Genomic DNA, 23457 nt, shown 5'->3' on the forward strand with positions numbered 1-23457 from the left:
CCGTAGCTCGACCGAATCGAGGAGACATCATGAGCACTCCCACCGCTTCACCCACCACTGCTCCTACGCAGACCATCCAGCAGGGACCGACTCTCACCGTCACCGGCCCCGTCCGCGATCGGTTCGACGAGATCCTCACCCCTGAGGCGCTCGCCTTCCTCACCGAGCTGCACCATCGCTTCGCAGGCCGCCGCCACGACCGCATGGCAGACCGCCTGCGTCGCCGCTTCGAGATCGGCAGCGGCCGCGACCCCCAGTTCCGCGACGACACGAAGCACATCCGTGAAGACGCCGACTGGCGCGTGGCGGGAGCGGGCCCCGGTCTCGAAGATCGCCGTGTGGAGATCACCGGCCCCACCGATCCGAAGATGACCATCAACGCCCTCAATTCGGGCGCGAAGGTCTGGCTCGCCGACCAGGAGGACGCCACCAGCCCCACCTGGCAGAACGTCATCGGCGGCCAGCTGTCGCTGCGCGATGCGATCCGCGGTGAGCTGACGTTCACCTCCCCCGAAGGCAAGACCTACGAGGTGACCGCCGAGCAGACGCCCACCATCGTGATGCGCCCGCGCGGGTGGCACCTGGTCGAGAAGCACCTGACCTTCGTTGACCGAACGGGCCGCAGCATGGCGGCATCCGCTTCGCTGGTCGACTTCGGCCTGTACTTCTTCCACAACGCCAAGGTGCTGATCGATGCGGGTCGCGGGCCGTACTTCTACATCCCCAAGCTCGAATCCAGCGAAGAGGCAGGCCTCTGGGACGACGTCTTCACGTTCGCCGAGGATTACATCGGGATCGATCACGGCACGATCCGCGCCACGGTTCTCATCGAGACGCTGCCGGCGGCCTTCGAGATGGACGAGATCCTCTACGCACTGCGCGATCACTGCGCGGGCCTGAACGCCGGACGCTGGGACTACATCTTCTCGATCATCAAGAACTACCGTGGCCGCGGCGCACGATTCGTACTGCCGGACCGCAGCGAGATCACGATGACGGTGCCGTTCATGCGGGCGTACACCGAGCTGCTGGTGCAGACCTGCCACAAGCGGGGTGCCTTCGCGATCGGCGGGATGAGCGCTTTCATCCCCAACCGTCGGGATGCTGAGGTGACGGCGGCCGCGACCCTGAAGGTCACCGCAGACAAGAAGCGCGAGGCCGGCGACGGGTTCGATGGCACCTGGGTCGCCCACCCCGATCTGATCCCCACCGCTCAAGCGGAGTTCGACGCGGTCCTCGGTGACCGGCCGAACCAGATCGACCGGCAGCGCGACGATGTCAGCGTCAAGGCCGAGCAGCTCCTCGACCTGCGCATCGGACGCCCGATCACGGCTGCCGGAGTGCGCGGCAACGTGTCGGTGGCGATCCGCTACATCGAGGCGTGGTTGCGAGGCCTCGGCGCCGTCGCGATCGACAACCTGATGGAGGATGCCGCAACCGCAGAGATCTCGCGTTCGCAGGTGTGGCAGTGGATCCACCAGGACCGCTCCACCGAAGACGGCACCCGCATCACGCCGGAGTACATCGAGGGCATCATCACTGACGTGCTCGCTCAGGCGACCCGCGCGGCAGGAGACCGCTACGACGACGCCGCCGAGATCTTCCGCGAGGTATCGCTGGGCTCCGAGTTCCCCGCCTTCCTCACGCTGTCGGCCTACTCGAAGTTCCTCGTCGACGAGGACTGATCGCGTCAGGCCCGCTCACCACGGCAGAAGGGTTTCCCGGCTCAGGATCGATTCGGCGCCGGGAAACCCTTCTGCCATCGTCCGTTGCATCATCCGTTGTGGATAACTCGGAAGCCGCCCGAGCGCGCCGCGCTACGCTCACCGGATGCCGATCCCCCCACCACCGGCCGTCGTTGCACCGCTCACGCGCGTGCCGAGCAGTCGCGAGATACGCACCCGCCGCACGCTCTCACTGATTCTCAGCTGCCTCACCATCGTCGCGGCGTCGACGACGCTCGGGTTCGAGATCTTCGACAGCAGGTTCATCTCCCTCGACGGCCCCACTGGCATGGATCTGTTCCGGATCCTGCTGTGGAATGCCGCTCCATACTGGAACTTCTCCGCCATCGTCAGCCTGATCCTGTTGAGCAGCCTGCCCCGACCTACTGCGTCGGGTGAACGGTTGCTCAAGCCTCTCGGCATCTGTGCCGTCGTCCTCGCCGCGGCGTGCTTTCTCTATCCGGCGGCGCTGACCGCTCTGTTAGTCCTGTCGTTCATCGTTCCCCTGGGTCTCATCGGATGAGCGGCTGGCGCCGACCCCTCACCTGTGAGCCCACGGTGTCGTCGCTCGCCGCCGGTCAGGCGATCTCGCCGCCGGTGACCGTCTCAGCGAGCGCGTGCACCCGCACGAGGTGGTGCGCACCGTAGAAGTCAGCGTCGATGAGTCTCGCAGCATCCGCCTCTTCCGGCGAGGTGTGTGCCACCACCGCGGCGACGGCGAGTGCGTGCATCCAGCCGCCGGCAAGCGTGCCGAGCAGCATGAGGTACGGAACGCTGATAGCCGAGGCATCCCGCCCCGCGCCGAACGCGACGAGCCCCTCGGTCGCGCGACGCGCGGCATCCAGCGCACGCGAGAGTCGATCGGCGACGCGCACGGCGACCTCTCCCCCGGCCTGGCGCAATGCGCTCACCGTGTCGTCGATCTTCGCGAACAGCTCTGCCACCGTCGCGCCCTGATCGCGCAGCACCTTGCGCCCGATGAGGTCGTTCGACTGGATGGCAGTCGTGCCCTCGTAGATCGGCACGATGCGGGCATCGCGGTAGTGCTGAGCCGCACCGGTCTCTTCGATGAAGCCCATGCCGCCATAGACCTGAATGCCATCGCTCGTCACCCGCAGGGCCTCTTCGCTCGCCCAGCCCTTGAGGATCGGCACGAACAGCTCCGCGAGTCGCGCGGATTCCTCGCCCTGGTCGAACAGATCGCCGACGTACACAGAGAGTGCGCGCATCGCGAAGATCTGGCTGGACATCGAGCGCAGGATGCGGCGTACATCGGGATGCTCGGCAATCGGCGTCCCCGCGGGTCGATCCTGCACGCGCCCCTGCAGTCGAGAGAGTGCGTAGTCCGCGGCACCCTGGTAGGAACGGTCAGAGATGCCGGTGGCCTGGTGTCCCATGCCCACTCGCGCGGAGTTCATCATCACGAACATTCCGGCAAGACCGCCGTGCAGTTCGCCGACGAGGTAGCCGGTGGCGCCTTCATAGGCCAGCACGCAGGTCGGGCTGGCGTGGATGCCGAGCTTGTGTTCGATGGCAACCGTCTCCACGTTGTTGCGCTCACCGAGTGAGCCGTCTGCGTTCACGAGCGTGCGCGGCGCGACGAACAGCGAGAGACCCTTCGCCCCGTCGGGTGCGCCGGGCGTGCGCGCGAGAACGAGGTGGACGATGTTCTCCGCGACATCGTGATCTCCCCAGGTGATGAAGATCTTCTGACCGCTGATCGCGTAGGTGCCGTCCTCGCGCGGGGTGGCCATCGTGCGAATCGCACCGAGGTCGGTGCCGGCCTCGGGCTCGGTGAGGTTCATGGTGCCGGTCCACTCGCCGCTGACCAGTTTGGTCAGGTAGGTCTCACGAAGCTCTTCGGATGCCGCGGCGTCGAGTGCGTGGATGGCTCCGGCCCCCAGCATCCAGCACAGCGCGAATGCCGCGTTCGAGGCGTTCCAGATCTCGCCGAGACCCGCGCCGACCGACTGCGGAAGCCCATCGCCTCCGGCGGACTCCGGCGCTGTCGCGCTGACCCAGCCCGCTTCGACGAGCGCCTGATACGCCTCGGGGAAGCCTTCGGGCAGGTGCACCTGCCCGCCCTCGAGCCGGGCGCCGATCGCATCGCCCGCGCGATCGAGCGGTGCGAGGACCTCAGCGGCGAATTCCCCGGCGCCTGCGATGATCTCGACGGCATCGTCTGCAGTGATCGCACCACCGGATGCCGCGGCGACGATATCGCGACCGAAAGCCTCTTTATAGAGGAAGGCGTAGTCCGCGACGGGCGGGACGTAAGGGGTTGCAGCGCTCATCGTTCACTCCTGAGTTGAATATTCGAGCCGAGTCGCCGTGGCGAGACTCAGCGCCAGTGTATCTGACACTGAGTTTCACAACCAGTGCGGAACGCTGTGGACGAGTGCGCAGCCTTGTAGCATTTGAGGCGTGACTGAACGCGCCCCCCTCTCCCGCAAGTTGTCCGCCATCGCCGAGTCGGCGACTCTCAAGGTCGATGCCAAGGCCAAGGCGCTCAAGGCCGAGGGCAAGCCGGTCATCTCCTATGCCGCTGGCGAGCCCGACTTCGCCACGCCGCAGTTCATCGTGGATGCCGCCGCTGAAGCGCTGCAGGACCCGGCGAACTTCCGCTACACCCCCGCTCCCGGGCTCCCCGCCCTTCGTGAGGCGATTGCTGCGAAGACGCTGCGCGACTCCGCACTCGAGGTCGCACCGTCGCAGGTGATCGTCACCAACGGTGGAAAGCAGTCGGTGTACCAGGCGTTCCAGGCCGTGGTGAACCCGGGCGATGAGGTGCTGCTGCCCGCGCCGTACTGGACCACCTACCCCGAAGCGATCCGCCTGGCTGATGGCACCCCGGTCGAGGTCTTCGCCGGCGCTGATCAGGACTACAAGGTCACTGTCGAGCAGCTTGAGGCCGCTCGCACCGAGCGCACGACAGTACTCGTGTTCGTCTCGCCGTCGAACCCCACGGGCGCCGTCTACACGCTCGAGGAGACCACAGCGATCGGGCAGTGGGCGCTCGAGCACGGCATCTGGATCATCTCCGATGAGATCTACCAGAACCTCACCTACGAGGGCACGAAGGCGACCTCGATCGTCGAGGCGGTTCCCGCAGTCGCCGGTCAGACGATCCTCGTCAACGGCGTCGCCAAGACCTACGCGATGACAGGCTGGCGGGTGGGCTGGATGGTCGGCCCCGCCGACGCCATCAAGGTTGCCGGAAACCTGCAGTCGCACCTCACGAGCAACGTGAACAACATCGCCCAGCACGCGGCCATCGCCGCGCTCTCCGGCCCCCAGACCGAGGCGGAGCAGTTCCGCGAGGCGTTCGACCGCCGTCGCCGCCTGATCGTGTCGGAGCTTTCGAAGATCGATGGCGTCCAGGTGCCGAACCCGCTCGGAGCCTTCTACGTCTACCCCGACGTGCAGGGCCTGCTGAACCGCACCTGGCAGGGAGTCACGCCCACGACGTCACTGGAGCTCGCCGACCTCATCCTCGAGAAGGCTGAAGTCGCTGTCGTTCCCGGTGAGGCGTTCGGTCCGTCGGGATACCTGCGCCTGTCGTACGCGCTCGGCGATGACCAGCTGCTCGAGGGCATCCAGCGCCTGCAGACGCTGTTCGCCTGAGCGGACGCGTCAGCTCTCCTGGTATCCGATCAGCCAGCGGATGCCGTAGCGGTCGGTGACCTGACCGTCGAAGTCGCCCCACGGGCGCTTCTGCAATGGATCGGTGATCGCGCCGCCGTCACTGAGCGCTGCGAACCACTTCTGCAGAGTGGCGGGGTCCGCGGTGCCGAGCAGTGAGAATGTCGCGCCGACGATGTGGACCGCATCCTCATCGCCGGCGGCATCCGAAGCGAAGAGATCGACGACACCTTTCAACTGGCCGTGCGCGATCGCGTCACCGGGCCCGTCGGTGCGCGCGAACCGTTCGTACGTGAACAGCTGCAGCTCACCGCCGAAGACCCCGCGGTAGAAAGTCAGCGCTTCGGCGGCGTTACCGGGGAAGAACAGGTAGGGAACGAGTCCGCTCATCCCGCGAGTGTAGTCGCTAGAGTTCCACGCCCACGAGAACGGGCTCGGGCTGCAGCAGCAGTCCGAACTCCGCATGCACACGGGCCTGGATGTAGCGGGCCAGTTCACTGACCTCTGCTGCCGTCGCATCACCGCGGTTGGTGAGGGCGAGCGCATGCTTGGTCGAGATCCCCGCGCGCGAGCGCGGCAGACGGAACCCCTTGGTGATTCCGGCGTTCTCAATGACCCAGGCCGCGCTCACCTTGACCTCCGGACGCGTCGTGGATGCCGGAGGCACATACCCGTCGTACGACTCCAGCGGGATCACGGTCGCTTCGTCAAGATCCGGCTGCACGGGCCAGCGCGGGCACTCGGGCGGCAGCTGCGCCGCGACGATCTCAGGAACGATCAGGTTCTGGAAGAACGACCCGGCGCTGCGGGTATCGGGATCAGCGGGGTTCAGAAGCATCCCCTTCGCCGCGCGGATCTGGAGGATCCGCTCGCGTACCGACGAGAGGGGGATGATCTCGTCACCCTCGATGCCGAGCGCGCGACGCAGCTGTTCGCCGCCGATCCGCCGGCCCGCGGCGCCGACGTCGGCGAGATCGAGGGTCACCGAGAGGATCACCGCACGACGCAGAGGTGCGCCGCCGTAGTGGTGCTTGAGTACCGAAGTGCGAAATCCCAGTCCCAGTTCGGATGCTGGGACTGCGGAGACCTCGCCCGTGGACTCGTCGATGAGCTCGACCTCGACGAGAGTCTCCTGGATCTCCTGTCCGTACGCCCCGACGTTCTGCACGGGGGCTGCGCCGACCGTGCCGGGGATGCCGCTCATCGCTTCGATGCCTGCGAGGCCGTGCTGGACTGTGTAGGCGACGAGGTCGTCCCAGTTGTGGCCTGCCTGCACGCGCACCCGCGTGCGACCGGGGTGCGGGGAGTCCACCCGCTCGATACCCGAGGTGAGAATACGGATGACCGCGCCTTCGAAGGGCTCATCTCCTGCGAACAGGTTCGAGCCGCCACCGAGGACGAACCACTCCTCGTTGCCAGACCACACCTCGCGCAGCGTGTCGATGAGCTCGTCTCTGCTCGTGGCATCCAGCATCCGCTCGGGAGCCGCGCCCGTGTGCAGGGTGGTGAGCTCTGAAAGCGGTATCGGGGTGATCTCTACCATCAGGGGCCGTCAGAGAGCGACGCGCAGCTGCGCCTTGACGAGGACGGTGGTGTCAGCGTGCTTGACGGTGAGGTCGATGCGCGCACTGGTGTCATCGACGGCGCCGACCTTCGCGAGCACCGAGACGTCGGCACCGCTTTGCGGGTCGACGACGATGGGACGCGTGAAACGCACACCGTACTCGGTGATCTTCGCATCGGTGTCAAGGGCGGCGAGTACGACGGAGGAGGCCAGTCCCATCGTCAGCATCCCGTGCGCGAGCACACCGGGAAGACCGACGGACTCCGCGATGTCATCACGGTAGTGGATGGGGTTGAAATCGCCCGAGGCGCCCGCGTAGCGGACGAGAGACTCGCGCGTGAGGTGGATGGTGCGCTCGGCGATGACGTCTCCGACGGTGAAAGTCATGCGTCCCCCTCTTCCGCGCCGACGAGCAGCACGCTCGTGGCGGTGACGACGTGTTCACCAGCGGCATCCGTGATCACGGCCTCGCTGGTGACCATCGAGTTGCCGGCCATCATGCGGATGCCGGTGACCTTCAACTGCCCGGTGAGCTCATCGCCGGCGACGATCGGTTTCGAATACGTGAACTTCTGCTCTGCATGGATGGTGCGCGCGAGCACGATGCCAGAATCTGGCTCGGCCAGCAGCAGCTGCAGCGTCTGGTCTTGAATGACCATCGCGAATGTGGGCGGCGCAACCACGTCGGCGAAGCCTGCGGCACGCGCGGCCTCGACGTCAGTGTGCAGCGGAGCGTCGGCGAAGACGGCGCGAGCGAACTCACGCACCTTCTCACGACCGACCAGGTACGCAGGCGTCGGCGGGAACTCCCGGCCGATCAGTTCGTTGTTCACAGGCACCGGACAAGTCTATCCAGCCTGCACCGCGTCGCTCAGCTTCGCCGGGTCCTCAGCGCCTTGATGATCATCTGCACCGCGATGACCACGAGATATGCGGCGAAGAGCATGTTCCCCCAGAAGGGGTCGACCAGCGTGGCGAGCCATGCGCCCAGGGCCGTCATCGTGCAGGCGGCGACACCGATGAGAGCTGCAGCGACCAGGTCGACGTTGTGGTGGCGGAGGTTGCCGATCGTGCCGGATAGAGCCGCCGGGATCATCATGAGCAACGACGTGCCCTTGGCGACGAGGTCGGTGGTGCCGAATCCCATCATCAGCACCGGTACGACGATGACGCCACCGCCGACGCCGATGAGGCCGGAGATGATCCCCGTGACGATGCCCACGAGAACGAGGGCAGTACCGTTGATCCAGCCCAGCTCGAAGGTCGCCTCTCGTGAGGGGATGACCACGAACAGCATGATGATGACGATGACGAGGAAACCGATGAAGCCCCACCGGAGCGCCGTCTGCGAAACCCGCGGAAGCAATCTGGTGCCCACCTGTGCACCCGCCACGGCGCCGACGGCGAGCAGAATCGCGGGGATCCAGGCGACGGAGTCGTGGATGGCGTAAGAGATCACGCCGATGCTCGCGATCGGCACGATGGCGGCCAGAGACGTGCCGGCGCTGATCCGCTGGTCGAAGTGCACCATCAGCACGAGCAGCGGCACGATCACCGTGCCTCCGCCGACGCCGAAGAGCCCTGAGAGCAGCCCTGCGATCAAGCCGATGAGGATGAAGGTGAGGTACGCGCGCGGGCCTCGGGTTATCGGGCTGGTTAGCTCACTCACTCGGCAAGCCTAATGCGTAAAAAAGGCCCGCCCTCCCTGACGGGAGTGCGGGCCTTCTCTACGAGGTGCGTCTTACTTGCCAGCCTCGACGAAGCCAGCGGCTTCAGCGGCCTCAGCAGTACGGAACCAGACCTCAGCAACGGTCTGCTCGTACCACTGGCCATCGGGGCGGTGGAACTTCATCGAGTCCTTGTTGCCCTTGATCTCGAAGCCCTCGGGAGCCGAGCCGTCCTCGTTGGGAGCGGCCGAGTCAGCACCGAAGTCACCGTCGACGAGTGCTGCGGGTGCAGCTTCCTCTGCCTTGGGTGCATCTTCGACCTTCTCGGTCTTCTCCGCCTTCGGGGCGGCCTTGGCAGCGGCCTTCTTCTTCGGGGTGACGGGCTCGAGGACGAGCTCGATCACTGCCATGGGGGCGTTGTCGCCCTTGCGGTTTCCGACCTTCGTGATGCGGGTGTAGCCACCCTCACGGTCAGCGACCAGCGGTGCGATCTCAGTGAAGAGCGTGTGGACGACCTGCTTGTCACCGATGATCGACAGCACGCGACGGCGGGCGTGCAGGTCTCCGCGCTTGGCGAAGGTGATCAGACGCTCAGCGAGCGGACGCAGGCGCTTGGCCTTCGTCTCGGTCGTCTTGATCGACTTGTGCGTGTAGAGAGCAGCAGCCAGGTTGGCAAGCAGCAGACGCTCGTGTGCGGGGCCGCCTCCGAGGCGGGGTCCCTTAGTGGGCTTAGGCATATTGATCTAACTCCTGGTCAGAATTTCGGGGAGGTCAGAAGGACTCGTCTTCGCCTGCGCCGTAGAAGTGGGCGCCGTCGAAACCGGGCACCGAATCCTTGAGCGACAGACCGAGCGAGATGAGCTTGTCGCGCACCTCGTCGACCGACTTCTGGCCGAAGTTGCGGATGTTCATGAGCTGCGTCTCCGACAGCGCCACGAGCTCGGACACCGTGTTGATGCCCTCGCGCTTGAGGCAGTTGTAGGAGCGGACCGAGAGGTCGAGGTCTTCGATCGGCATCGACAGTTCGCTGGAGAGCACGGGCTCCACAGGTGCCGGGCCGATCTCGATGCCCTCTGCCTCGACGTTCAGCTCGCGAGCGAGACCGAACAGCTCGGTCAGGGTCTTCGCAGCCGAAGCGACAGCGTCGCGCGGAAGCATGCTGTTCTTGGTCTCGACATCGAGGATGAGCTTGTCGAAGTCGGTGCGCTCACCGGCACGAGTCGCCTCGACGCGGTAGCTGACCTTGAGGACCGGCGAGTAGATCGAGTCGACGGGGATCTGCCCGGCCTCGGCGTACTCGTTGCGGTTCTGGGTCGCCGACACGTAGCCACGGCCACGCTCGATCGTGAGCTCGAGCTCGAACTTCGCAGTGTCGTTGAGCGTCGCGATGACGAGCTCGGGGTTGTGCACCTCGACACCGGCAGGAGCCGAGATGTCAGCGGCGGTAACCTCTCCGGCACCGGTCTTGCGCAGGTAAGCCGTGATGGGCTCATCGCGCTCGCTCGAGACGACGAGCTGCTTGATGTTGAGGATGATCTCAGTGACATCCTCCTTCACACCGGGGATGGTGCTGAACTCGTGCAGGACGCCATCGATACGGATGCTGGTAACAGCAGCACCGGGGATCGAGGAGAGCAGGCTGCGACGCAGCGCGTTTCCGATGGTGTATCCGAAGCCGGGCTCGAGCGGCTCGACGATGAACCGGCTGCGGTCCTCGGCGATCTTTTCCTCGGTAAGTGTGGGACGCTGTGCAATAAGCACTCTGTGTTCCTTTCGATCACATGCCCGCTATATGACATGTGTTGGGTGAGGTTTTTGAGTTGTGGAAGTCAGTGCCCTGACGGGCAGAGCGAGGGATGCCGCAGCACCCCTCGCAACAACCTGATCAGACGCGGCGGCGCTTCGGCGGGCGGCATCCGTTGTGCGCCTGCGGAGTGACGTCCTGGATCGAACCGACCTCGAGGCCTGCGGCCGTGAGCGAACGGATCGCGGTCTCGCGTCCGGAGCCCGGACCCTTCACGAAGACGTCGACCTTCTTGACGCCGTGCTCCTGAGCCTGGCGGGCAGCCGACTCGGCAGCCATGCCAGCGGCGTACGGGGTCGACTTGCGCGAGCCCTTGAAGCCCACGCCACCCGACGAAGCCCAGCTGATGACAGCTCCGGACGGGTCGGTGATCGAAACGATGGTGTTGTTGAACGTCGACTTGATGTGGGCCTGGCCCAGCGCGATGTTCTTCTTTTCCTTGCGGCGCGGCTTGCGCGCGGCGGCCTTAGGTGCAGCCATGAAAGTTTTCTCCTATTCCCTGGCCGCTGCTTAGCGGGCCTTCTTCTTGCCGGCGACGGTGCGCTTCGGGCCCTTGCGGGTGCGGGCGTTGGTCTTGGTGCGCTGACCGCGGACCGGAAGGCCACGACGGTGGCGGATGCCCTCGTACGAGCCGATCTCGACCTTGCGGCGGATGTCTGCGGCGACCTCGCGGCGCAGGTCACCCTCCACCTTGTAGTTGCCTTCGATGTAGTCGCGAAGTGTAATGAGCTGGTCGTCCGAGAGGTCCTTGACGCGGATCGACTCGTCGATCTCGGTGGCCTTGAGGATCTCGACCGAGCGGGTACGGCCGACGCCGTAGATGTAGGTAAGGGCGATCACCACGCGCTTGTCGCGCGGGATGTCAACGCCGGCAAGACGTGCCATGCGGTTTCTCCTGAGATGAGTAGAGGTGTGGGGCAGGATGTGGACCCGGGCCTCTGTCCCGAGGTGTCAGTTTCATTCGAGCGTTGAGCCCGTCGAAACGTCTTGACCCTGCCTGTGTGTATTCAGTTGTGTGTCAGATCTGCTCGATCAGCCCTGGCGCTGCTTGTGGCGCGGGTTGCTCTTGCAAATCACCATGACGCGGCCGTGACGGCGGATCACCTTGCAGTGATCGCAGATGGGCTTGACGCTGGGGTTGACCTTCATGATGTTTCCTGTTCGCTGTCTTCGTACCGCCCCTGGCAGGGGCAGGCCGTTACTTCTCGACCGATCAGCGGTAGCGGTAGACGATACGACCGCGGGTGAGGTCGTAGGGGCTGAGCTCCACGACGACACGGTCCTCGGGGATGATGCGGATGTAGTTCTGTCGCATCTTGCCGGAGATCGTTGCAAGGACCTTGTGTCCGTTGCTGAGCTCAACGCGGAACATCGCATTGGGCAGAGCCTCGGAGATCACGCCCTCGATCTCGATGACACCGTCTTTCTTAGCCATAGCCTCGCTGACGCTTCTGCAGACCGGTCGATCTGCGTTGGATGGATGATTGTGATGCCGCTCCAGACGGACACGCCGAAACTGGGCGCAAGGCACCAACGCTCCATCTTATCCGCTATGGTGCCCCTCGGCAACTCGAGGTGGGTGCGGGCAGGTCAGCCCAGCAGCTGCTGAAGCTTCGCTGCGCCGCCGGCCTGCAGATCGAGCCGCTCGCCGTTGATGTCGACGGTGGGCGTGCCCTGGACCTCGTGCGCGTTGGTCTGGTCTCCGATGAAGTCCATGTAGGTACCGGCCGCGATGCAGTCCGCGGCATCCGCCGCGCCCACCTGGTCGGCGAGGTCAGCGAGCTCATCGTCGGTCAGCCCGGTCGTGTTCTCGGCAGGCTGCTTCTCGAAGAGCAGGTTGAAGTAGTCCAGGAACGAGTCGGGCGCCGTCTCTGCCACACAGTACGATGCCGCGGCAGCGCGCGTGGAGTACTCGGTGTTCTGAGAGAAGCGGTCGAGGATCGAGATCGGGTGCACGTTGAGCGTGATGTCGTTGTTGGCCGCAGCCTCCTGGAGCTGCGCACCGTACTGCTGCTCGAAGGCGTTGCACGCGGGGCACATGAAGTCGACGAACGTGTCGACCTGGTCTTCACCGGTGCCGAAGCTGACCGCGCCGGTCTCGTCGTTGATGATCGCGCTCTGCGGGGCTGCGCCCGGAGCGCTCGCCTGGTTGTTCAGGAAGACGACGAGTCCGCCCAGTGCCACCAGGACCACGACAACCGCGATCGAGATTCCGATGGCGAACCAGTTGGTGTTGCTCTTGGCAGCAGCGGCCATGACTTTCCGTTCTCTCAGGCCCGCGCGCATGCGGGTCCGGGCAAGGTTATCCGTCAATCTTGCCGCGGATTCCTATGCCCCGCTTGTGAGCGCCTCGCTCCCCCGAGAATTGCTTTGTGCGACGAGAATTGCGCTGGCAGCAGCCGGCTCAGCGCGCAGGGCGATTCTCAGTTGTCTCGAATCGCCTCGCCTGGCGCCGACTGCTTCGCAGCGTCGCGAGGAACGGGTGGTGCGGCGGTTCTACACGCCGCACGCCGGCCTGCGTCAGCGCCCGACCGAGCGGGTCGACCCGCCACATCTCCGTGGCGGTCCAACGCGCCACCGGATGCCCATTGCGCCGCAGCCTGTCCTCGCGAGCCTTCTCCTCACGCAGGTGTTGACGGGCAGCATCCAGGTCGTTCAGATCGTACTTGCCCCACCCGTCAGATTCACCGACGGCGCCGCTGGACGGGAAGAAGAAGTCCGTTCGGTCGTTGCACCCCTCGTAGAAGAAGTCGTTCTGCAGAACGGGTGCCTCGAATCCGCTCCACAGGATCACTGCCCGGCTCACGCTCTCGCCCGGTGATTCCGAGCGCGGATCGGCGTGATCCCATACCCATTCCCGTAGTCGCACACCGCGCCGACTCTTCTGGCCGGAACCGTGATCGCGCAGCCGCTCAAGACGAAGCGTCCCGCCCTGCGCCGGAGAGATCACAGCGTCGACTTGAGCAAGCGCTTTCGCCGGCGGCAGTACCCTGGCCAGATCCGAGACCGTGTCAAGGAGCGATGTCACCCGTGTGCCATTTACTTCGACGACCTGGCGCGGATCCTCACTCGTATGGATGCACACGTCCCCGTTGCGCGTCGTGGTCTTCCGATCCCGAGAGAAGACATGAATGTCTTTTGTCTCCCCGAACAGCGGAATGCCATGCAGAACCGCAGCGGACTCAAGGCACAGCACGACGTCCGGCGAGACGAGGAGGAGGCTATGGACTCGCACTTCGTAGCGCTGCCACGGCGTGAGCTTCTCGAACCTGTGACGGTCCACGTACACGCCCTTGCGCAACCGCCGCCACTGTGCGGAACGCGGGTCCGCTCCCAGCATCCTCAGTCCGTCATAGGTGTGCAGTGGAATGGGCGAGAACGAGCTGGCCCGGTCAGTCAGCAGAAGAGGCATCTCCACATCGTGCCGCGGCCCGCGCGACCACATCCGCATTCCACAGCCGCTGATGCCCGGCACGCCGTTGTGCAGAACGAGTGGCGCACTGAGAATTGCCAAGCGCGCCGAGAATTCTCATGCCAGCACGATTCTGGCGCGACAAAGCGATTCTCGAGGAGGGAGCGCGGAGCGCGGGAAAGCTAGGCGGGGCGGACAGGAGTCACGCCGAACGGGGCGAGGCCCGCAGCGCCACCGTCGGGGGCGGTCAGCACCCAGATCCCGTCGGCATGGAAAGCGACACTGTGCTCCCAGTGCGAGCCGTCAGTGCCGTCGACCGTCGAGACGGTCCAGTCGTCATCCTCGACCAGGGTGTCTTCTCCCCCGGCGGTGACCATCGGCTCGATCGCAAGGACCAGGCCCGGCCTGATCTCAGCCCCCGGGTCGGGCGTGCGGTAGTTGAACACGCTCGGCGCCTCGTGCATCTTGCGTCCGATGCCGTGCCCCACGTACTCGCGCAGGATGCCGTAGGTCGAGCCCGAAACCTCAGAGGGGCCCTGCGCCTCGATGTACTCCTGGATCGCCGCACCGATCGCACCGATGTGCGAAACGGATGCCATCGCAGCGATCCCCGCCCACATCGATCCCTCGGTCACGCGAGAGAGCTCGGCGCGTCGCGCTACCAGTTCGGGCCGCTCCGGGTCCGGCACGATGAACGTGCGTGCACTGTCGCCATTCCACCCCTGGAACTGCGCACCGCTGTCGACCGAGACGATGTCGCCGGGCGCCAATACGCGTGCGCTGGGGATGCCGTGCACGACCTGCTCGTTCACCGAGATGCACGTGGTGTGGCGGTAGCCGCGCACGAGCTTGAAGTTCGACTCGGCGCCACGTCCCGTGATCGCGGCCGACGCCGCAGCATCAACCTCGGCAGTCGATGCCCCGGCACGAATAGCCGCGCCCGCAGCGTCGAGTGAGGCTGCGGTGATGAGTCCGGGTTCGATCATCGCCCGCAGTTGCGCGGGGGTCTTGTAGATCGAGCGACGGAACACAGCTCAGGCCGCGAGCGTCAGGCCGCGCGCCTGCAGCGCCGCCATGATCCGCTCGGTGATCTCGTCGAGTGAGCCGACACCGTTGATGCGGTCGACGATGCCGCGCTCACCGTAAACGGCGAGGATCGGCGCAGTCTCGTTCTCGTAGATGTCGAGACGGTGCGCAATGCCCGCTTCGGTGTCGTCCGAACGGCCCTGTTCTTCTGCGCGAAGCTTCAGGCGCGCGATGCTCTCGTCGCGTGGAACATCCAGCAGGATGACGGCATCCAACGACTCACCGCGAGCGGTGAGGAACTCGTCGAGGTGACCGACCTGTGCGGCGTTGCGCGGATAGCCATCGAGCAGGAACCCGTGCACAGCGTCATCTTGCGACAGACGATCGCGCACGATCTCACCGGTCAGCTCGTCGGGCACGAGGTCGCCACGGTCGAGGATCGCGGTGACCTGCTTGCCGAGGTCGGTACCGCCCTTGATGTTGGCGCGGAAGATATCGCCGGTCGAGACGACGGGGATGCCGTAGGCCTCAGCGATGCGCACGCCCTGCGTGCCCTTGCCGGAGCCCTGCGGGCCGACGATCAGAAGACGAGCGGATGCTGCGGTGTGCTGAGGCTGTGTCAACGGAGAAGCCCTTCATAGTGACGCTGCTGGAGCTGTGCATCGATCTGCTTGACCGTCTCCAGTCCCACACCGACGATGATGAGGATCGACGCGCCGCCGAACGGGAAGTTCTGGTTCGCGTTGACGGTGGCCAGAGCGATGAGCGGGATGAGTGCGATCAGACCGAGATAGATGGAACCCGGGAACGTGATGCGCGTGAGCACGAAGTCCAGATACTCGGCCGTCGGACGACCCGCGCGGATGCCGGGGATGAATCCGCCGTACTTCTTCATGTTGTCGGCGACCTCGACCGGGTTGAACGTGATCGCGACGTAGAAGTAGGTGAATCCGATGATCAGCAGGAAGTAGACCGCCATGTACAGCGGCTGGTCGCCCGTGGTGAAGTTCTGCGAGATCCAGACGACCCAGCCGGCCGGCTCCGAACCATCCTGCGGAGTGTTGAACTGTGCGATCAGCATCGGGATGTAGAGCAGGGACGACGCGAAGATGATCGGGATCACACCCGCCATGTTCACCTTGATCGGGATGTACGTGTTCGTTCCGCCGTATGTGCGGCGACCGACCATGCGCTTGGCGTACTGCACCGGCACTCTGCGCTGCGATTGCTCGACGAACACGACGAGGCCGGTGACCACGATTCCGATCGCAAGAACAAGCAGGAATGTCTCGAAGCCGTTCGACTCGAAGATCATCCACATCGCGGACGGGAAGGTCGCAGCAATCGAGGTGAAGATGAGCAGCGACATTCCGTTGCCGATACCGCGCTCGGTGACCAGCTCGGCGAACCACATGATGAGGCCCGTGCCGGCGGTCATGGCGATGATGATGAGCAACTGGGCCCACCAGACGTCATTGGTCAGCAGCTGCTGACAAGCGGCGATGTCGGTTGTTCCGAACAACTGGCCGCTTCGTGCCACCGTCACAAGAGTCGTCGACTGCAGCAGTGCGAGTGCGATCGTGAGGTAGCGGGTGTACTGGGTCAGGCGGGCCTGTCCTGCCTGGCCTTCTTTGTGCAGTGCCTCGAAGTGCGGGATGACCACACGAAGCAGCTGCGTGATGATCGTCGCCGTGATGTAGGGCATAACGCCGAGGGCGAAGATCGAGAGCTGGAGCAGAGCGCCGCCCGAGAAGAGGTTGACCAGGCTCAGCAGACCCTCAGTACCGGCATTCAGACGCAGGCACTCTTCGACGTTCGGGAAGTGCACGAACGGAGCCGGCACATGCGAACCGAGCCGGTAGAGGGCGATGATCGCCAGGGTGAAACCGATCTTCCGCCGTAGGTCGGGGGTGCGGAAGATCCGCGCGATAGCGCTAAACAAGGGCGTTCCTCCAGGAATGGTTGCCGGTCCGCTGAGGGCGGCCGAAAGACCAGCGTAACGCAGAGAGGGGCCGGAGAATCTCCGACCCCTCTCTGTGGTGACTACTTGACGGTTCCGCCAGCGGCCACGATCTTCTGCTCAGCAGATCCCGAGACCTTGTCGACCGAGACGGTGAGCTTCACATCGATGTCGCCGTTGCCGAGAACCTTGACCTTCTCGTTCTTGCGAACTGCGCCCTTTGCGACCAGGTCGCCGATGGTGACGTCCCCACCCTTCGGGTAGAGCTCCGCGAGCTTGGCCAGGTTTACGACCTGGTACTCGACGCGGAACGGGTTCTTGAACCCGCGCAGCTTCGGGGTGCGCATGTGCAGAGGCATCTGCCCACCCTCGAACCCGATGCGTACGGTGTTGCGAGCCTTGGTGCCCTTGGTTCCGCGACCAGCGGTCTTGCCCTTGGAGCCCTCACCGCGACCGACACGGGTCTTCGCGGTGTTGGCGCCGGGGACCGGACGCAGGTGGTGGACTTTGAGGACCCCTGGACGGGATGCCGGAGCATCCGCCGCAGGCTTGGCCTTCTTGGCAGCAGGCTTCTTGGCAGCAGCCTCAGCCTTGGGTGCCTTCGCGTCGGCAGCGGCCTTTGCAGGCGCCTTCTTCGCAGCAGGCTTCTTCTCAGCCGCAGCCTTGGGAGCGGCAGCCTTCTTGGCGGGGGCCTTTGCGGCCTTCTCCTCGACGGCGTCGTTCTTCTCAGCCATTAGTCGATCTCCTCAACCTTTACGAGGTGGGCGACGGTCTTGACGTAGCCGCGCGTCTGCGCGTCGTCGGGGCGAACGGTGGTGTCACCGATGCGCTTGAGACCGAGGCTGCGCAGCGTGTCGCGCTGGTTCTGCTTCTCGCTCACCTTGGACTTGATCTGGGTCACCTTCAGACGGGCGGCCATCAGGCACCTACCTTTGCAGCGGCTGCCGCAGCAGCCTTTGCCTCGTTACGGATGATGATGCCCGGAACGACGGCGTCGTAGTCAAGACCACGACGAGCCGCGACAGCGCGGGGCTCCTCAAGGCTCTTGAGCGCCGCGACGGTCGCGTGCACGATGTTGATCGTGTTCGACGAACCGAGCGACTTCGACAGAACGTCGTGGACACCGGCGCACTCGAGTACGGCGCGGACCGGACCACCAGCGATAACACCGGTACCGGCAGCAGCCGGACGGAGCAGCACGACACCGGCAGCGGCCTCGCCCTGAACCGGGTGCGGGATCGTGGTGCCGACGCGGGGAACACGGAAGAAGTTCCGCTTGGCCTCTTCGACACCCTTGGAGATGGCGAGAGGAACTTCGCGGGCCTTGCCGTAGCCGACGCCCACCAGACCGTTGCCGTCACCGACGACCACGAGAGCGGTGAAGCTGAACCGGCGACCACCCTTGACGACCTTCGAGACGCGGTTGATGGTGACGACGCGCTCGAGGAACTGGTTGTCCCCACGGTCGCGCGAGTTGCGGTCACGGCCGCCCTGGCCGCGGTCGCGGCCACCGCGGCGGCCCTGGCGGTCGTCGCGCTGCGGCTGCTCGGTGGACGCAGCGGTCTCGACCGGCGCGTTCTCAGCAGCAGGCTGCTCGGTGGTCACTTCGTTCTCCTTGTTGTCACTCACAGTGCCAGCCCCCCTTCGCGGGCGCCGTCGGCGATCGCCGCGACACGGCCGGCGTAGCGGTTGCCACCACGGTCGAAGACGACCTCGGTGACACCGGCAGCCTTGGCGCGTTCTGCGACGAGCTCTCCGACCTTGCGGGCCTTGGCGGTCTTGTCACCGTCGAACGAGCGCAGCTCGGTCTCGAGGGTGGACGCCGAGGCGACGGTGTGGCCCTTGCTGTCGTCGACCAGCTGGACGAAGACGTGGCGGGCCGAGCGGTTCACGACGAGACGCGGACGCGTCTCGGTGCCGACGATCTTCTTGCGAAGACGGGCATGACGACGCGCGCGGGCGTCGGACTTCGACTTCACAGCCATGGTTACTTACCAGCCTTTCCGGCCTTGCGACGCACGACCTCGCCGGCGTAACGCACGCCCTTGCCCTTGTACGGCTCGGGCTTGCGGATCTTGCGGATGTTCGCAGCTGCCTCGCCGACAGCCTGCTTGTCGATGCCACTCACGGTGAGCTTGTTGTTGCCCTCGACCGTCAGGGTGATGCCCTCGGGCGGGTCGATCAGGACCGGGTGCGAGAAGCCGAGAGCGAACTCAACCGAGCTGCCCTTCTGCTGCACGCGGTAACCGGTGCCGACAACCTCGAGGCCCTTGGTGTAGCCCTGGGTGACGCCGATGATGTTGTTGTTGATGAGCGTGCGGGTCAGGCCGTGAAGCGACCGGGACTCACGCTCGTCGTCGGGACGGGAGACAACCACCTGGGTGTCCTCGACCGCGACCTCGATGGGGCTGGCCACATTGAGGGTGAGTTCACCCTTGGGGCCCTTCACCGCAACCGCACGGCCGTCAACCGAAATGGTGACGCCCGCGGGGATCTCGATGGGAAGTCGTCCAATACGCGACATTTCGAATTACCACACGTAGGCGAGGACTTCTCCGCCTACGCCCTTCTGCTCAGCCTGACGGTCGGTGAGAAGACCGGAGGAGGTGGACAGGATGGCCACGCCAAGGCCGCCGAGGACGTTGGGGAGCTCCGTGGACTTCGCGTAAACGCGCAGACCCGGCTTCGACACGCGCTTGATGCCCGCGATCGAACGCTCACGGTTGGGACCGTACTTCAGCGTGAGAGTGAGGTTCTGGCCGACGCGTGCGTCAGTGACCTCGTAGCTGGAGATGTAACCCTCCTGCTTGAGGATCTCGGCAATGTTGGTCTTGAGCTTGCTCGACGGCAGAGACACGGAGTCGTGGTGTGCCGAGTTCGCGTTGCGCAGACGGGTCAGCAAGTCTGCGACCGGGTCTGTCATTGTCATGAGTATTTTCCTTTGATCATGAGGTTTCGGCTGCCGTTACACGACAGACGACCTTCTATGAGATGCAATCTTCAATTGTAAGCGCACACCGGACCCCCGCCCGCCCTTCGACAAGCTCAGGGATCGGAATCAACAAGCTCAGGGACCGGCAGGGGTCCGCAGTGTTACGCCTTTGCGTCCTCCGCCTGGAAGGGGAAGCCGAGGTGACGGAGCAGCGCCCGACCCTCGTCGTCCGTCTTCGCAGTGGTGACAACAGTGATGTCGAAGCCGCGAACGCGGTCGATCTTGTCCTGATCGATCTCGTGGAACACGCTCTGCTCCTGGAGACCGAAGGTGTAGTTTCCGTGGCCGTCGAACTGCTTGCCCGACAGGCCGCGGAAGTCGCGGATGCGCGGCAGCGCGAGTGACACCAGACGGTCGATGAACTCCCACGCACGGTCGCCACGAAGGGTGACGTGCGCGCCGATGGCCTGGCCCTCACGCAGCTTGAACTGTGCGATGGACTTCTTGGCCTTCGTGACGATCGGCTTCTGGCCGGTGATCTTGGTGAGGTCTTCGACCGCACCATCGATCACCTTGCTGTCGCGAGCCGCCTCACCGACACCGGTGTTGACGACGACCTTGACGAGACCCGGGATCTGCATCACGTTCTCGTAGCCGAATTCTTCCTGCATCTTCTGCTGGATTTCGGCCTTGTACTTCTGCTTCAGGCGCGGCTGGATCTTGCCAGCCGGCGCGGCAGTCTCGGTGCTCATCAGAGGTCCTTACCTGACTTCTTCGCGTAACGCACACGAACGATGCGCTTGACGCCGTCCTTGGTCTGCTCCTCGACCCGTCGGCCGACACGGGTCGGCTTCTTGGTCTCGGGGTCGACGAGTGCGACGTTCGAAATGTGGATGGGAGCCTCGAGAGTCTCGATGCCGCCCGTCTTGGTGCCACGCTGCGTCTGGCCGACGCGGGTGTGCTTGGTGATGTAGTTCACGCCCTCGACGATCACGCGGTTCTGCTCGGCAAGGATCTCGAGGACCTTGCCTTGCTTGCCGCGGTCTCCGCCGCGCTCGGGCTTAGCGCCCGAGATGACCTGAACCAGGTCACCCTTCTTGATGTTCGCCATGATCAGATAACCTCCGGGGCGAGCGAGACGATCTTCATGAACTTCTTGTCACGAAGCTCGCGACCGACCGGTCCGAAGATGCGGGTGCCGCGGGGCTCCCCGTCGCTCTTCAGAAGGACGGCGGCGTTCTCGTCGAACTTGATGTAGGAGCCGTCCGGACGACGGACAGACTTCTTGGTGCGGACGATGACGGCCTTGACCACATCGCCCTTCTTGACGTTTCCACCCGGGATCGCGTCCTTGACGGTGGCGACGATGGTGTCACCCAGACCGGCGTAACGGCGGCGCGAACCACCGAGAACACGGATCGTGAGCAACTCCTTCGCGCCGGTGTTGTCGGCGACCTTGAGGCGGGATTCCTGCTGAATCACTATTACTCCTTAAGTAAGCCGGAGGCTTACTTGGCCTTTTCGACGATCTCGACCAGACGCCAGCGCTTGGTGGCGCTGAGCGGACGGGTCTCGCTGATGACGACCAGGTCGCCGATGCCCGCCGAGTTGGTCTCGTCGTGCACCTTGCGCTTCTCGGTACGGCGGATGACCTTGCCGTACAGCGGGTGCTTCACGCGGTCTTCGACCTCGACGACGATGGTCTTGTCCATCTTGTCGCTGACGACGTAGCCGCGCTGCGTCTTGCGGTAACCGCGAGCGTTCTCGTCACGCACATCGTGCGAGACGGGAGCTTCCGCTGCCGCTTCCTTCTTGGTGGCCATTACTCAGCCTTCCCTTCGGCGTCAGCCGAGGCATCCTCGGTCTTCTTCGCCTTCGACTTGGACGCCTTCTTGGCCGGGGCCTCGACGGGCGCGGGCGTGGCACGAATGCCCAGCTCGCGCTCGCGGATCACCGTGTAGAGGCGCGCGATGTCGCGCTTGACGGCGCGGATGCGGCCGTGGCTCTCCAGCTGGCCGGTAGCCGACTGGAATCGGAGGTTGAAAAGCTCCTCCTTGGCCTTACGCAGCTCCTCAACGAGGCGCTGGTCTTCGAACGTGTCGAGCTCCGCCGGGGCGAGCTCCTTGGTGCCGATCGCCATTACGCGTCGCCCTCCTCGCGCTTGATGATGCGTGCCTTGAGAGGCAGCTTGTGAATGGCTCGGGTCAGTGCTTCGCGAGCAAGTTCCTCGCTGACACCGCCGACCTCGAAGAGGACGCGACCCGGCTTGACGTTTGCAACCCACCACTCGGGAGAACCCTTACCGGAACCCATGCGGGTTTCAGCAGGCTTCTTGGTGAGCGGACGGTCGGGGTAGATGTTGATCCACACCTTTCCACCACGCTTGATGTGACGGGTCACCGCGATACGAGCTGCCTCGATCTGACGGTTGGTCACGTAAGCGGGCGTAAGAGCCTGGATGCCGTACTCGCCGAAGGAGACCTTCGTGCCGCCGGTAGCCTGACCCGAGCGACCCGGGTGGTGCTGCTTGCGGAACTTGACCTTACGGGGGATGAGCATTATGCCGACGCTCCTTCTGCAACGGGTGCCTCGTTACGCGGGGCACGACGACGGTCGCCACCACGGTCGTCGCGACCGCGTGACTTCGGCGCGTTGGCCTGCTCGCGAGCAAGCTCCTTAGCGGTGAGATCACCCTTGTAGATCCAGACCTTCACACCGATGCGGCCGAAGGTGGTCCGTGCCTCGTAGAAGCCGTAGTCGATGTTCGCGCGCAGCGTGTGCAGCGGCACACGGCCCTCGCGGTAGAACTCCGAACGGCTCATCTCGGCGCCGCCGAGGCGGCCGGAGACCTGGATGCGGATGCCCTTGGCACCAGCGCGCTGAGCGCCCTGGAGACCCTTGCGCATCGCACGACGGAACGCCACACGAGCAGAAAGCTGCTCGGCGATGCCCTGTGCGACGAGCTGAGCGTCAGCCTCGGGGTTCTTGACCTCGAGGATGTTCAGCTGGATCTGCTTGCCCGAGAGCTTCTCGAGGTCGCCACGGATCCGCTCGGCCTCAGCACCACGACGTCCGATCACGATGCCCGGACGGGCGGTGTGGATGTCGACGCGGACGCGGTCACGGGTGCGCTCGATCTCGATGTTCGAGACACCGGCGCGGTCGAGCTGCGTCTTCAGCAGGTTACGGATCTTGATGTCTTCAGCCACGTAGTCGGCGTAACGCTGACCAGGCTTCGTCGAATCCGAGAACCAGCGCGAAACGTGGTCCGTGGTGATTCCGAGGCGGAAGCCGTACGGGTTTACTTTCTGGCCCATTACTTGCTCGCCTTCTTCTTGCTGTCGCCGTCAGCCGCAGCAGCGACCTCGGGCGTCGAGAGCACGACCGTGATGTGGCTCGTGCGCTTCTTGATCTGGAAAGCGCGACCCTGTGCACGGGGGCGGAAACGCTTGAGCGTCGTGCCCTCGTCGACGTAGGCATTAGCTACGTACAGGTCCTGCTCGTCGAGGTACTCGCCGTCACGATCCGCCTTCACCTGTGCGTTGGCGATAGCCGACGCAACAAGCTTGTAGATCGGCTCACTGGCGCTCTGCGGGGCGAACTTCAGGATCGCCAGAGCTTCCTGGGCCTGCTTGCCCTTGATGAGCGCGACGACACGACGAGCCTTCTGAGGGGTCACGCGGATGTGTCGCACGCGTGCGATGGACTCCACCATTTCTCTCTCCT

General features: G+C 64.8%; 34 protein-coding genes. 3 read left to right on the forward strand and 31 right to left on the reverse strand.

Annotated elements, in window-relative coordinates:
• Nucleotides 1-29: 29 nt before the first annotated feature.
• Together aceB and ACN0RC_RS02890 are read left to right on the forward strand one after the other, a co-directional pair.
• Nucleotides 30-1685: a malate synthase A gene (aceB, locus tag ACN0RC_RS02885; protein WP_417508656.1), complete on the forward strand. Its 1656-nt coding sequence runs from the start codon at nucleotides 30-32 to the stop codon at nucleotides 1683-1685.
• 145 nt (nucleotides 1686-1830) lie between these two features.
• On the forward strand, nucleotides 1831-2247 hold the full coding sequence (locus ACN0RC_RS02890) for a hypothetical protein (RefSeq protein ID WP_417508657.1): 417 nt from the start codon (nucleotides 1831-1833) through the stop codon (nucleotides 2245-2247).
• A 55-nt stretch (nucleotides 2248-2302) separates the two neighbouring features.
• Here ACN0RC_RS02890 and ACN0RC_RS02895 read toward each other — a convergent pair whose 3' ends face one another.
• Nucleotides 2303-4018, reverse strand: coding sequence for an acyl-CoA dehydrogenase (locus tag ACN0RC_RS02895; RefSeq protein ID WP_417508659.1), 1716 nt, complete (start codon nucleotides 4016-4018; stop codon nucleotides 2303-2305).
• A 130-nt stretch (nucleotides 4019-4148) separates the two neighbouring features.
• Between ACN0RC_RS02895 and ACN0RC_RS02900 the strand changes: the two genes are divergently transcribed.
• Nucleotides 4149-5348 carry a pyridoxal phosphate-dependent aminotransferase gene (locus ACN0RC_RS02900; protein WP_417508661.1) on the forward strand — a complete coding sequence of 400 codons (1200 nt, stop codon included), beginning with the start codon at nucleotides 4149-4151 and terminating at the stop codon, nucleotides 5346-5348.
• 9 nt (nucleotides 5349-5357) lie between these two features.
• Here ACN0RC_RS02900 and ACN0RC_RS02905 read toward each other — a convergent pair whose 3' ends face one another.
• The 30 genes from ACN0RC_RS02905 to rplV all read right to left on the reverse strand — a co-directional run bounded on the left by ACN0RC_RS02905 (nucleotide 5358) and on the right by rplV (nucleotide 23446).
• Nucleotides 5358-5756: a VOC family protein gene (locus tag ACN0RC_RS02905; protein ID WP_417508663.1), complete on the reverse strand. Its 399-nt coding sequence runs from the start codon at nucleotides 5754-5756 to the stop codon at nucleotides 5358-5360.
• A 16-nt stretch (nucleotides 5757-5772) separates the two neighbouring features.
• The gene (locus ACN0RC_RS02910; protein WP_417508665.1) at nucleotides 5773-6909 is read right to left on the reverse strand and encodes a UDP-N-acetylmuramate dehydrogenase; all 1137 of its coding nucleotides are present in this window, start codon (nucleotides 6907-6909) and stop codon (nucleotides 5773-5775) included.
• Nucleotides 6910-6918: 9 nt separating this feature from the next.
• Nucleotides 6919-7317, reverse strand: a complete 399-nt coding sequence (locus ACN0RC_RS02915; protein WP_417508667.1) for a MaoC/PaaZ C-terminal domain-containing protein — start codon at nucleotides 7315-7317, stop codon at nucleotides 6919-6921.
• Complete coding sequence (locus ACN0RC_RS02920; protein WP_417508669.1) at nucleotides 7314-7769, reverse strand: FAS1-like dehydratase domain-containing protein; 456 nt, start codon at nucleotides 7767-7769, stop codon at nucleotides 7314-7316. The genes ACN0RC_RS02915 and ACN0RC_RS02920 overlap by 4 nt, the downstream gene beginning before the upstream one ends.
• 32 nt (nucleotides 7770-7801) lie before the next feature.
• Nucleotides 7802-8599 carry a sulfite exporter TauE/SafE family protein gene (locus ACN0RC_RS02925; RefSeq protein WP_417508671.1) on the reverse strand — a complete coding sequence of 266 codons (798 nt, stop codon included), beginning with the start codon at nucleotides 8597-8599 and terminating at the stop codon, nucleotides 7802-7804.
• A gap of 72 nt (nucleotides 8600-8671) precedes the next feature.
• Nucleotides 8672-9334: a 50S ribosomal protein L17 gene (gene rplQ / locus ACN0RC_RS02930; RefSeq protein WP_417508673.1), complete on the reverse strand. Its 663-nt coding sequence runs from the start codon at nucleotides 9332-9334 to the stop codon at nucleotides 8672-8674.
• Nucleotides 9335-9368: 34 nt separating this feature from the next.
• Entirely contained in the window at nucleotides 9369-10358 is a 990-nt protein-coding gene (locus ACN0RC_RS02935; RefSeq protein WP_417508675.1) for a DNA-directed RNA polymerase subunit alpha, read from the reverse strand.
• A gap of 124 nt (nucleotides 10359-10482) precedes the next feature.
• Nucleotides 10483-10881: a 30S ribosomal protein S11 gene (gene rpsK / locus ACN0RC_RS02940; protein ID WP_033106075.1), complete on the reverse strand. Its 399-nt coding sequence runs from the start codon at nucleotides 10879-10881 to the stop codon at nucleotides 10483-10485.
• A 30-nt stretch (nucleotides 10882-10911) separates the two neighbouring features.
• Nucleotides 10912-11286 carry a 30S ribosomal protein S13 gene (rpsM, locus tag ACN0RC_RS02945; RefSeq protein ID WP_417508677.1) on the reverse strand — a complete coding sequence of 125 codons (375 nt, stop codon included), beginning with the start codon at nucleotides 11284-11286 and terminating at the stop codon, nucleotides 10912-10914.
• 147 nt (nucleotides 11287-11433) lie between these two features.
• On the reverse strand, nucleotides 11434-11550 hold the full coding sequence (gene rpmJ, locus ACN0RC_RS02950; protein ID WP_005050492.1) for a 50S ribosomal protein L36: 117 nt from the start codon (nucleotides 11548-11550) through the stop codon (nucleotides 11434-11436).
• 64 nt (nucleotides 11551-11614) lie between these two features.
• On the reverse strand, nucleotides 11615-11836 hold the full coding sequence (gene infA / locus ACN0RC_RS02955) for a translation initiation factor IF-1 (RefSeq protein ID WP_017201569.1): 222 nt from the start codon (nucleotides 11834-11836) through the stop codon (nucleotides 11615-11617).
• Between the two features lie 155 nt (nucleotides 11837-11991).
• Nucleotides 11992-12657, reverse strand: coding sequence for a DsbA family protein (locus tag ACN0RC_RS02960; RefSeq protein WP_417508679.1), 666 nt, complete (start codon nucleotides 12655-12657; stop codon nucleotides 11992-11994).
• A gap of 148 nt (nucleotides 12658-12805) precedes the next feature.
• On the reverse strand, nucleotides 12806-13813 hold the full coding sequence (locus ACN0RC_RS02965) for a hypothetical protein (RefSeq protein WP_417508681.1): 1008 nt from the start codon (nucleotides 13811-13813) through the stop codon (nucleotides 12806-12808).
• A gap of 182 nt (nucleotides 13814-13995) precedes the next feature.
• Entirely contained in the window at nucleotides 13996-14844 is an 849-nt protein-coding gene (gene map, locus ACN0RC_RS02970; protein ID WP_417508682.1) for a type I methionyl aminopeptidase, read from the reverse strand.
• 3 nt (nucleotides 14845-14847) lie between these two features.
• Nucleotides 14848-15462 carry an adenylate kinase gene (locus tag ACN0RC_RS02975; protein ID WP_417508684.1) on the reverse strand — a complete coding sequence of 205 codons (615 nt, stop codon included), beginning with the start codon at nucleotides 15460-15462 and terminating at the stop codon, nucleotides 14848-14850.
• Nucleotides 15459-16781, reverse strand: a complete 1323-nt coding sequence (gene secY, locus ACN0RC_RS02980) for a preprotein translocase subunit SecY (RefSeq protein WP_417508686.1) — start codon at nucleotides 16779-16781, stop codon at nucleotides 15459-15461. Before secY ends, ACN0RC_RS02975 begins: the two co-directional genes overlap by 4 nt.
• A gap of 101 nt (nucleotides 16782-16882) precedes the next feature.
• On the reverse strand, nucleotides 16883-17533 hold the full coding sequence (gene rplO / locus ACN0RC_RS02985; RefSeq protein ID WP_417508688.1) for a 50S ribosomal protein L15: 651 nt from the start codon (nucleotides 17531-17533) through the stop codon (nucleotides 16883-16885).
• Nucleotides 17533-17718 (reverse strand): 50S ribosomal protein L30, encoded by a 186-nt coding sequence (gene rpmD, locus ACN0RC_RS02990; protein WP_017201575.1) that lies wholly within the window; start codon nucleotides 17716-17718, stop codon nucleotides 17533-17535. The genes rplO and rpmD overlap by 1 nt, the downstream gene beginning before the upstream one ends.
• Nucleotides 17718-18428, reverse strand: coding sequence for a 30S ribosomal protein S5 (gene rpsE / locus ACN0RC_RS02995; protein WP_417508690.1), 711 nt, complete (start codon nucleotides 18426-18428; stop codon nucleotides 17718-17720). The genes rpmD and rpsE overlap by 1 nt, the downstream gene beginning before the upstream one ends.
• Complete coding sequence (gene rplR, locus ACN0RC_RS03000) at nucleotides 18425-18784, reverse strand: 50S ribosomal protein L18 (RefSeq protein WP_417508692.1); 360 nt, start codon at nucleotides 18782-18784, stop codon at nucleotides 18425-18427. The genes rpsE and rplR overlap by 4 nt, the downstream gene beginning before the upstream one ends.
• A gap of 2 nt (nucleotides 18785-18786) precedes the next feature.
• Nucleotides 18787-19323: a 50S ribosomal protein L6 gene (gene rplF, locus ACN0RC_RS03005; protein WP_417508693.1), complete on the reverse strand. Its 537-nt coding sequence runs from the start codon at nucleotides 19321-19323 to the stop codon at nucleotides 18787-18789.
• A gap of 6 nt (nucleotides 19324-19329) precedes the next feature.
• Entirely contained in the window at nucleotides 19330-19728 is a 399-nt protein-coding gene (rpsH, locus tag ACN0RC_RS03010) for a 30S ribosomal protein S8 (protein WP_417508694.1), read from the reverse strand.
• 164 nt (nucleotides 19729-19892) lie between these two features.
• On the reverse strand, nucleotides 19893-20483 hold the full coding sequence (gene rplE, locus ACN0RC_RS03015; protein ID WP_417508696.1) for a 50S ribosomal protein L5: 591 nt from the start codon (nucleotides 20481-20483) through the stop codon (nucleotides 19893-19895).
• The gene (rplX, locus tag ACN0RC_RS03020) at nucleotides 20483-20842 is read right to left on the reverse strand and encodes a 50S ribosomal protein L24 (RefSeq protein ID WP_417508698.1); all 360 of its coding nucleotides are present in this window, start codon (nucleotides 20840-20842) and stop codon (nucleotides 20483-20485) included. Before rplX ends, rplE begins: the two co-directional genes overlap by 1 nt.
• A gap of 2 nt (nucleotides 20843-20844) precedes the next feature.
• Entirely contained in the window at nucleotides 20845-21213 is a 369-nt protein-coding gene (rplN, locus tag ACN0RC_RS03025; RefSeq protein WP_378745198.1) for a 50S ribosomal protein L14, read from the reverse strand.
• A 26-nt stretch (nucleotides 21214-21239) separates the two neighbouring features.
• Nucleotides 21240-21554, reverse strand: a complete 315-nt coding sequence (gene rpsQ, locus ACN0RC_RS03030; RefSeq protein WP_206476036.1) for a 30S ribosomal protein S17 — start codon at nucleotides 21552-21554, stop codon at nucleotides 21240-21242.
• Nucleotides 21554-21871, reverse strand: a complete 318-nt coding sequence (gene rpmC, locus ACN0RC_RS03035; protein ID WP_147037971.1) for a 50S ribosomal protein L29 — start codon at nucleotides 21869-21871, stop codon at nucleotides 21554-21556. The genes rpsQ and rpmC overlap by 1 nt, the downstream gene beginning before the upstream one ends.
• Nucleotides 21871-22290: a 50S ribosomal protein L16 gene (gene rplP / locus ACN0RC_RS03040; protein WP_417508700.1), complete on the reverse strand. Its 420-nt coding sequence runs from the start codon at nucleotides 22288-22290 to the stop codon at nucleotides 21871-21873. The genes rpmC and rplP overlap by 1 nt, the downstream gene beginning before the upstream one ends.
• Nucleotides 22290-23048, reverse strand: a complete 759-nt coding sequence (gene rpsC, locus ACN0RC_RS03045) for a 30S ribosomal protein S3 (RefSeq protein ID WP_417508702.1) — start codon at nucleotides 23046-23048, stop codon at nucleotides 22290-22292. Before rpsC ends, rplP begins: the two co-directional genes overlap by 1 nt.
• The gene (gene rplV, locus ACN0RC_RS03050) at nucleotides 23048-23446 is read right to left on the reverse strand and encodes a 50S ribosomal protein L22 (RefSeq protein ID WP_417508704.1); all 399 of its coding nucleotides are present in this window, start codon (nucleotides 23444-23446) and stop codon (nucleotides 23048-23050) included. The genes rpsC and rplV overlap by 1 nt, the downstream gene beginning before the upstream one ends.
• Nucleotides 23447-23457: the final 11 nt, after the last annotated feature.

The organism is Microbacterium sp. (assembly GCF_048259935.1).
Classification (GTDB): Bacteria; Actinomycetota; Actinomycetes; order Actinomycetales; family Microbacteriaceae; genus Microbacterium.

What these genes read in the sequence shown, in the direction of transcription:
- rplO (WP_417508688.1), bottom strand. Translation starts at nt 17,533, where the DNA reads ATGGCTGAGAAGAACGACGCCGTCGAGGAGAAGGCCGCAAAGGCCCCC.
- rplF (WP_417508693.1), bottom strand. Translation starts at nt 19,323, where the DNA reads ATGTCGCGTATTGGACGACTTCCCATCGAGATCCCCGCGGGCGTCACC.
- rpsK (WP_033106075.1), bottom strand. Translation starts at nt 10,881, where the DNA reads ATGGCTGCACCTAAGGCCGCCGCGCGCAAGCCGCGCCGCAAGGAAAAG.
- rplE (WP_417508696.1), bottom strand. Translation starts at nt 20,483, where the DNA reads ATGAGCACCGAGACTGCCGCGCCGGCTGGCAAGATCCAGCCGCGCCTG.
- rpsH (WP_417508694.1), bottom strand. Translation starts at nt 19,728, where the DNA reads ATGACAATGACAGACCCGGTCGCAGACTTGCTGACCCGTCTGCGCAAC.
- ACN0RC_RS02960 (WP_417508679.1), bottom strand. Translation starts at nt 12,657, where the DNA reads ATGGCCGCTGCTGCCAAGAGCAACACCAACTGGTTCGCCATCGGAATC.
- rplP (WP_417508700.1), bottom strand. Translation starts at nt 22,290, where the DNA reads ATGCTCATCCCCCGTAAGGTCAAGTTCCGCAAGCAGCACCACCCGGGT.
- rpmC (WP_147037971.1), bottom strand. Translation starts at nt 21,871, where the DNA reads ATGGCGATCGGCACCAAGGAGCTCGCCCCGGCGGAGCTCGACACGTTC.
- rpsQ (WP_206476036.1), bottom strand. Translation starts at nt 21,554, where the DNA reads ATGGCCACCAAGAAGGAAGCGGCAGCGGAAGCTCCCGTCTCGCACGAT.
- rpmJ (WP_005050492.1), bottom strand. Translation starts at nt 11,550, where the DNA reads ATGAAGGTCAACCCCAGCGTCAAGCCCATCTGCGATCACTGCAAGGTG.
- rplV (WP_417508704.1), bottom strand. Translation starts at nt 23,446, where the DNA reads ATGGTGGAGTCCATCGCACGCGTGCGACACATCCGCGTGACCCCTCAG.
- rpmD (WP_017201575.1), bottom strand. Translation starts at nt 17,718, where the DNA reads ATGGCCGCCCGTCTGAAGGTGACCCAGATCAAGTCCAAGGTGAGCGAG.
- infA (WP_017201569.1), bottom strand. Translation starts at nt 11,836, where the DNA reads ATGGCTAAGAAAGACGGTGTCATCGAGATCGAGGGCGTGATCTCCGAG.
- aceB (WP_417508656.1), top strand. Translation starts at nt 30, where the DNA reads ATGAGCACTCCCACCGCTTCACCCACCACTGCTCCTACGCAGACCATC.
- rpsM (WP_417508677.1), bottom strand. Translation starts at nt 11,286, where the DNA reads ATGGCACGTCTTGCCGGCGTTGACATCCCGCGCGACAAGCGCGTGGTG.
- ACN0RC_RS02895 (WP_417508659.1), bottom strand. Translation starts at nt 4,018, where the DNA reads ATGAGCGCTGCAACCCCTTACGTCCCGCCCGTCGCGGACTACGCCTTC.
- rplQ (WP_417508673.1), bottom strand. Translation starts at nt 9,334, where the DNA reads ATGCCTAAGCCCACTAAGGGACCCCGCCTCGGAGGCGGCCCCGCACAC.
- ACN0RC_RS02915 (WP_417508667.1), bottom strand. Translation starts at nt 7,317, where the DNA reads ATGACTTTCACCGTCGGAGACGTCATCGCCGAGCGCACCATCCACCTC.
- ACN0RC_RS02910 (WP_417508665.1), bottom strand. Translation starts at nt 6,909, where the DNA reads ATGGTAGAGATCACCCCGATACCGCTTTCAGAGCTCACCACCCTGCAC.
- rplX (WP_417508698.1), bottom strand. Translation starts at nt 20,842, where the DNA reads ATGGCGAACATCAAGAAGGGTGACCTGGTTCAGGTCATCTCGGGCGCT.
- ACN0RC_RS02965 (WP_417508681.1), bottom strand. Translation starts at nt 13,813, where the DNA reads ATGCCTCTTCTGCTGACTGACCGGGCCAGCTCGTTCTCGCCCATTCCA.
- rpsC (WP_417508702.1), bottom strand. Translation starts at nt 23,048, where the DNA reads ATGGGCCAGAAAGTAAACCCGTACGGCTTCCGCCTCGGAATCACCACG.
- rplR (WP_417508692.1), bottom strand. Translation starts at nt 18,784, where the DNA reads ATGGCTGTGAAGTCGAAGTCCGACGCCCGCGCGCGTCGTCATGCCCGT.
- ACN0RC_RS02905 (WP_417508663.1), bottom strand. Translation starts at nt 5,756, where the DNA reads ATGAGCGGACTCGTTCCCTACCTGTTCTTCCCCGGTAACGCCGCCGAA.
- ACN0RC_RS02890 (WP_417508657.1), top strand. Translation starts at nt 1,831, where the DNA reads ATGCCGATCCCCCCACCACCGGCCGTCGTTGCACCGCTCACGCGCGTG.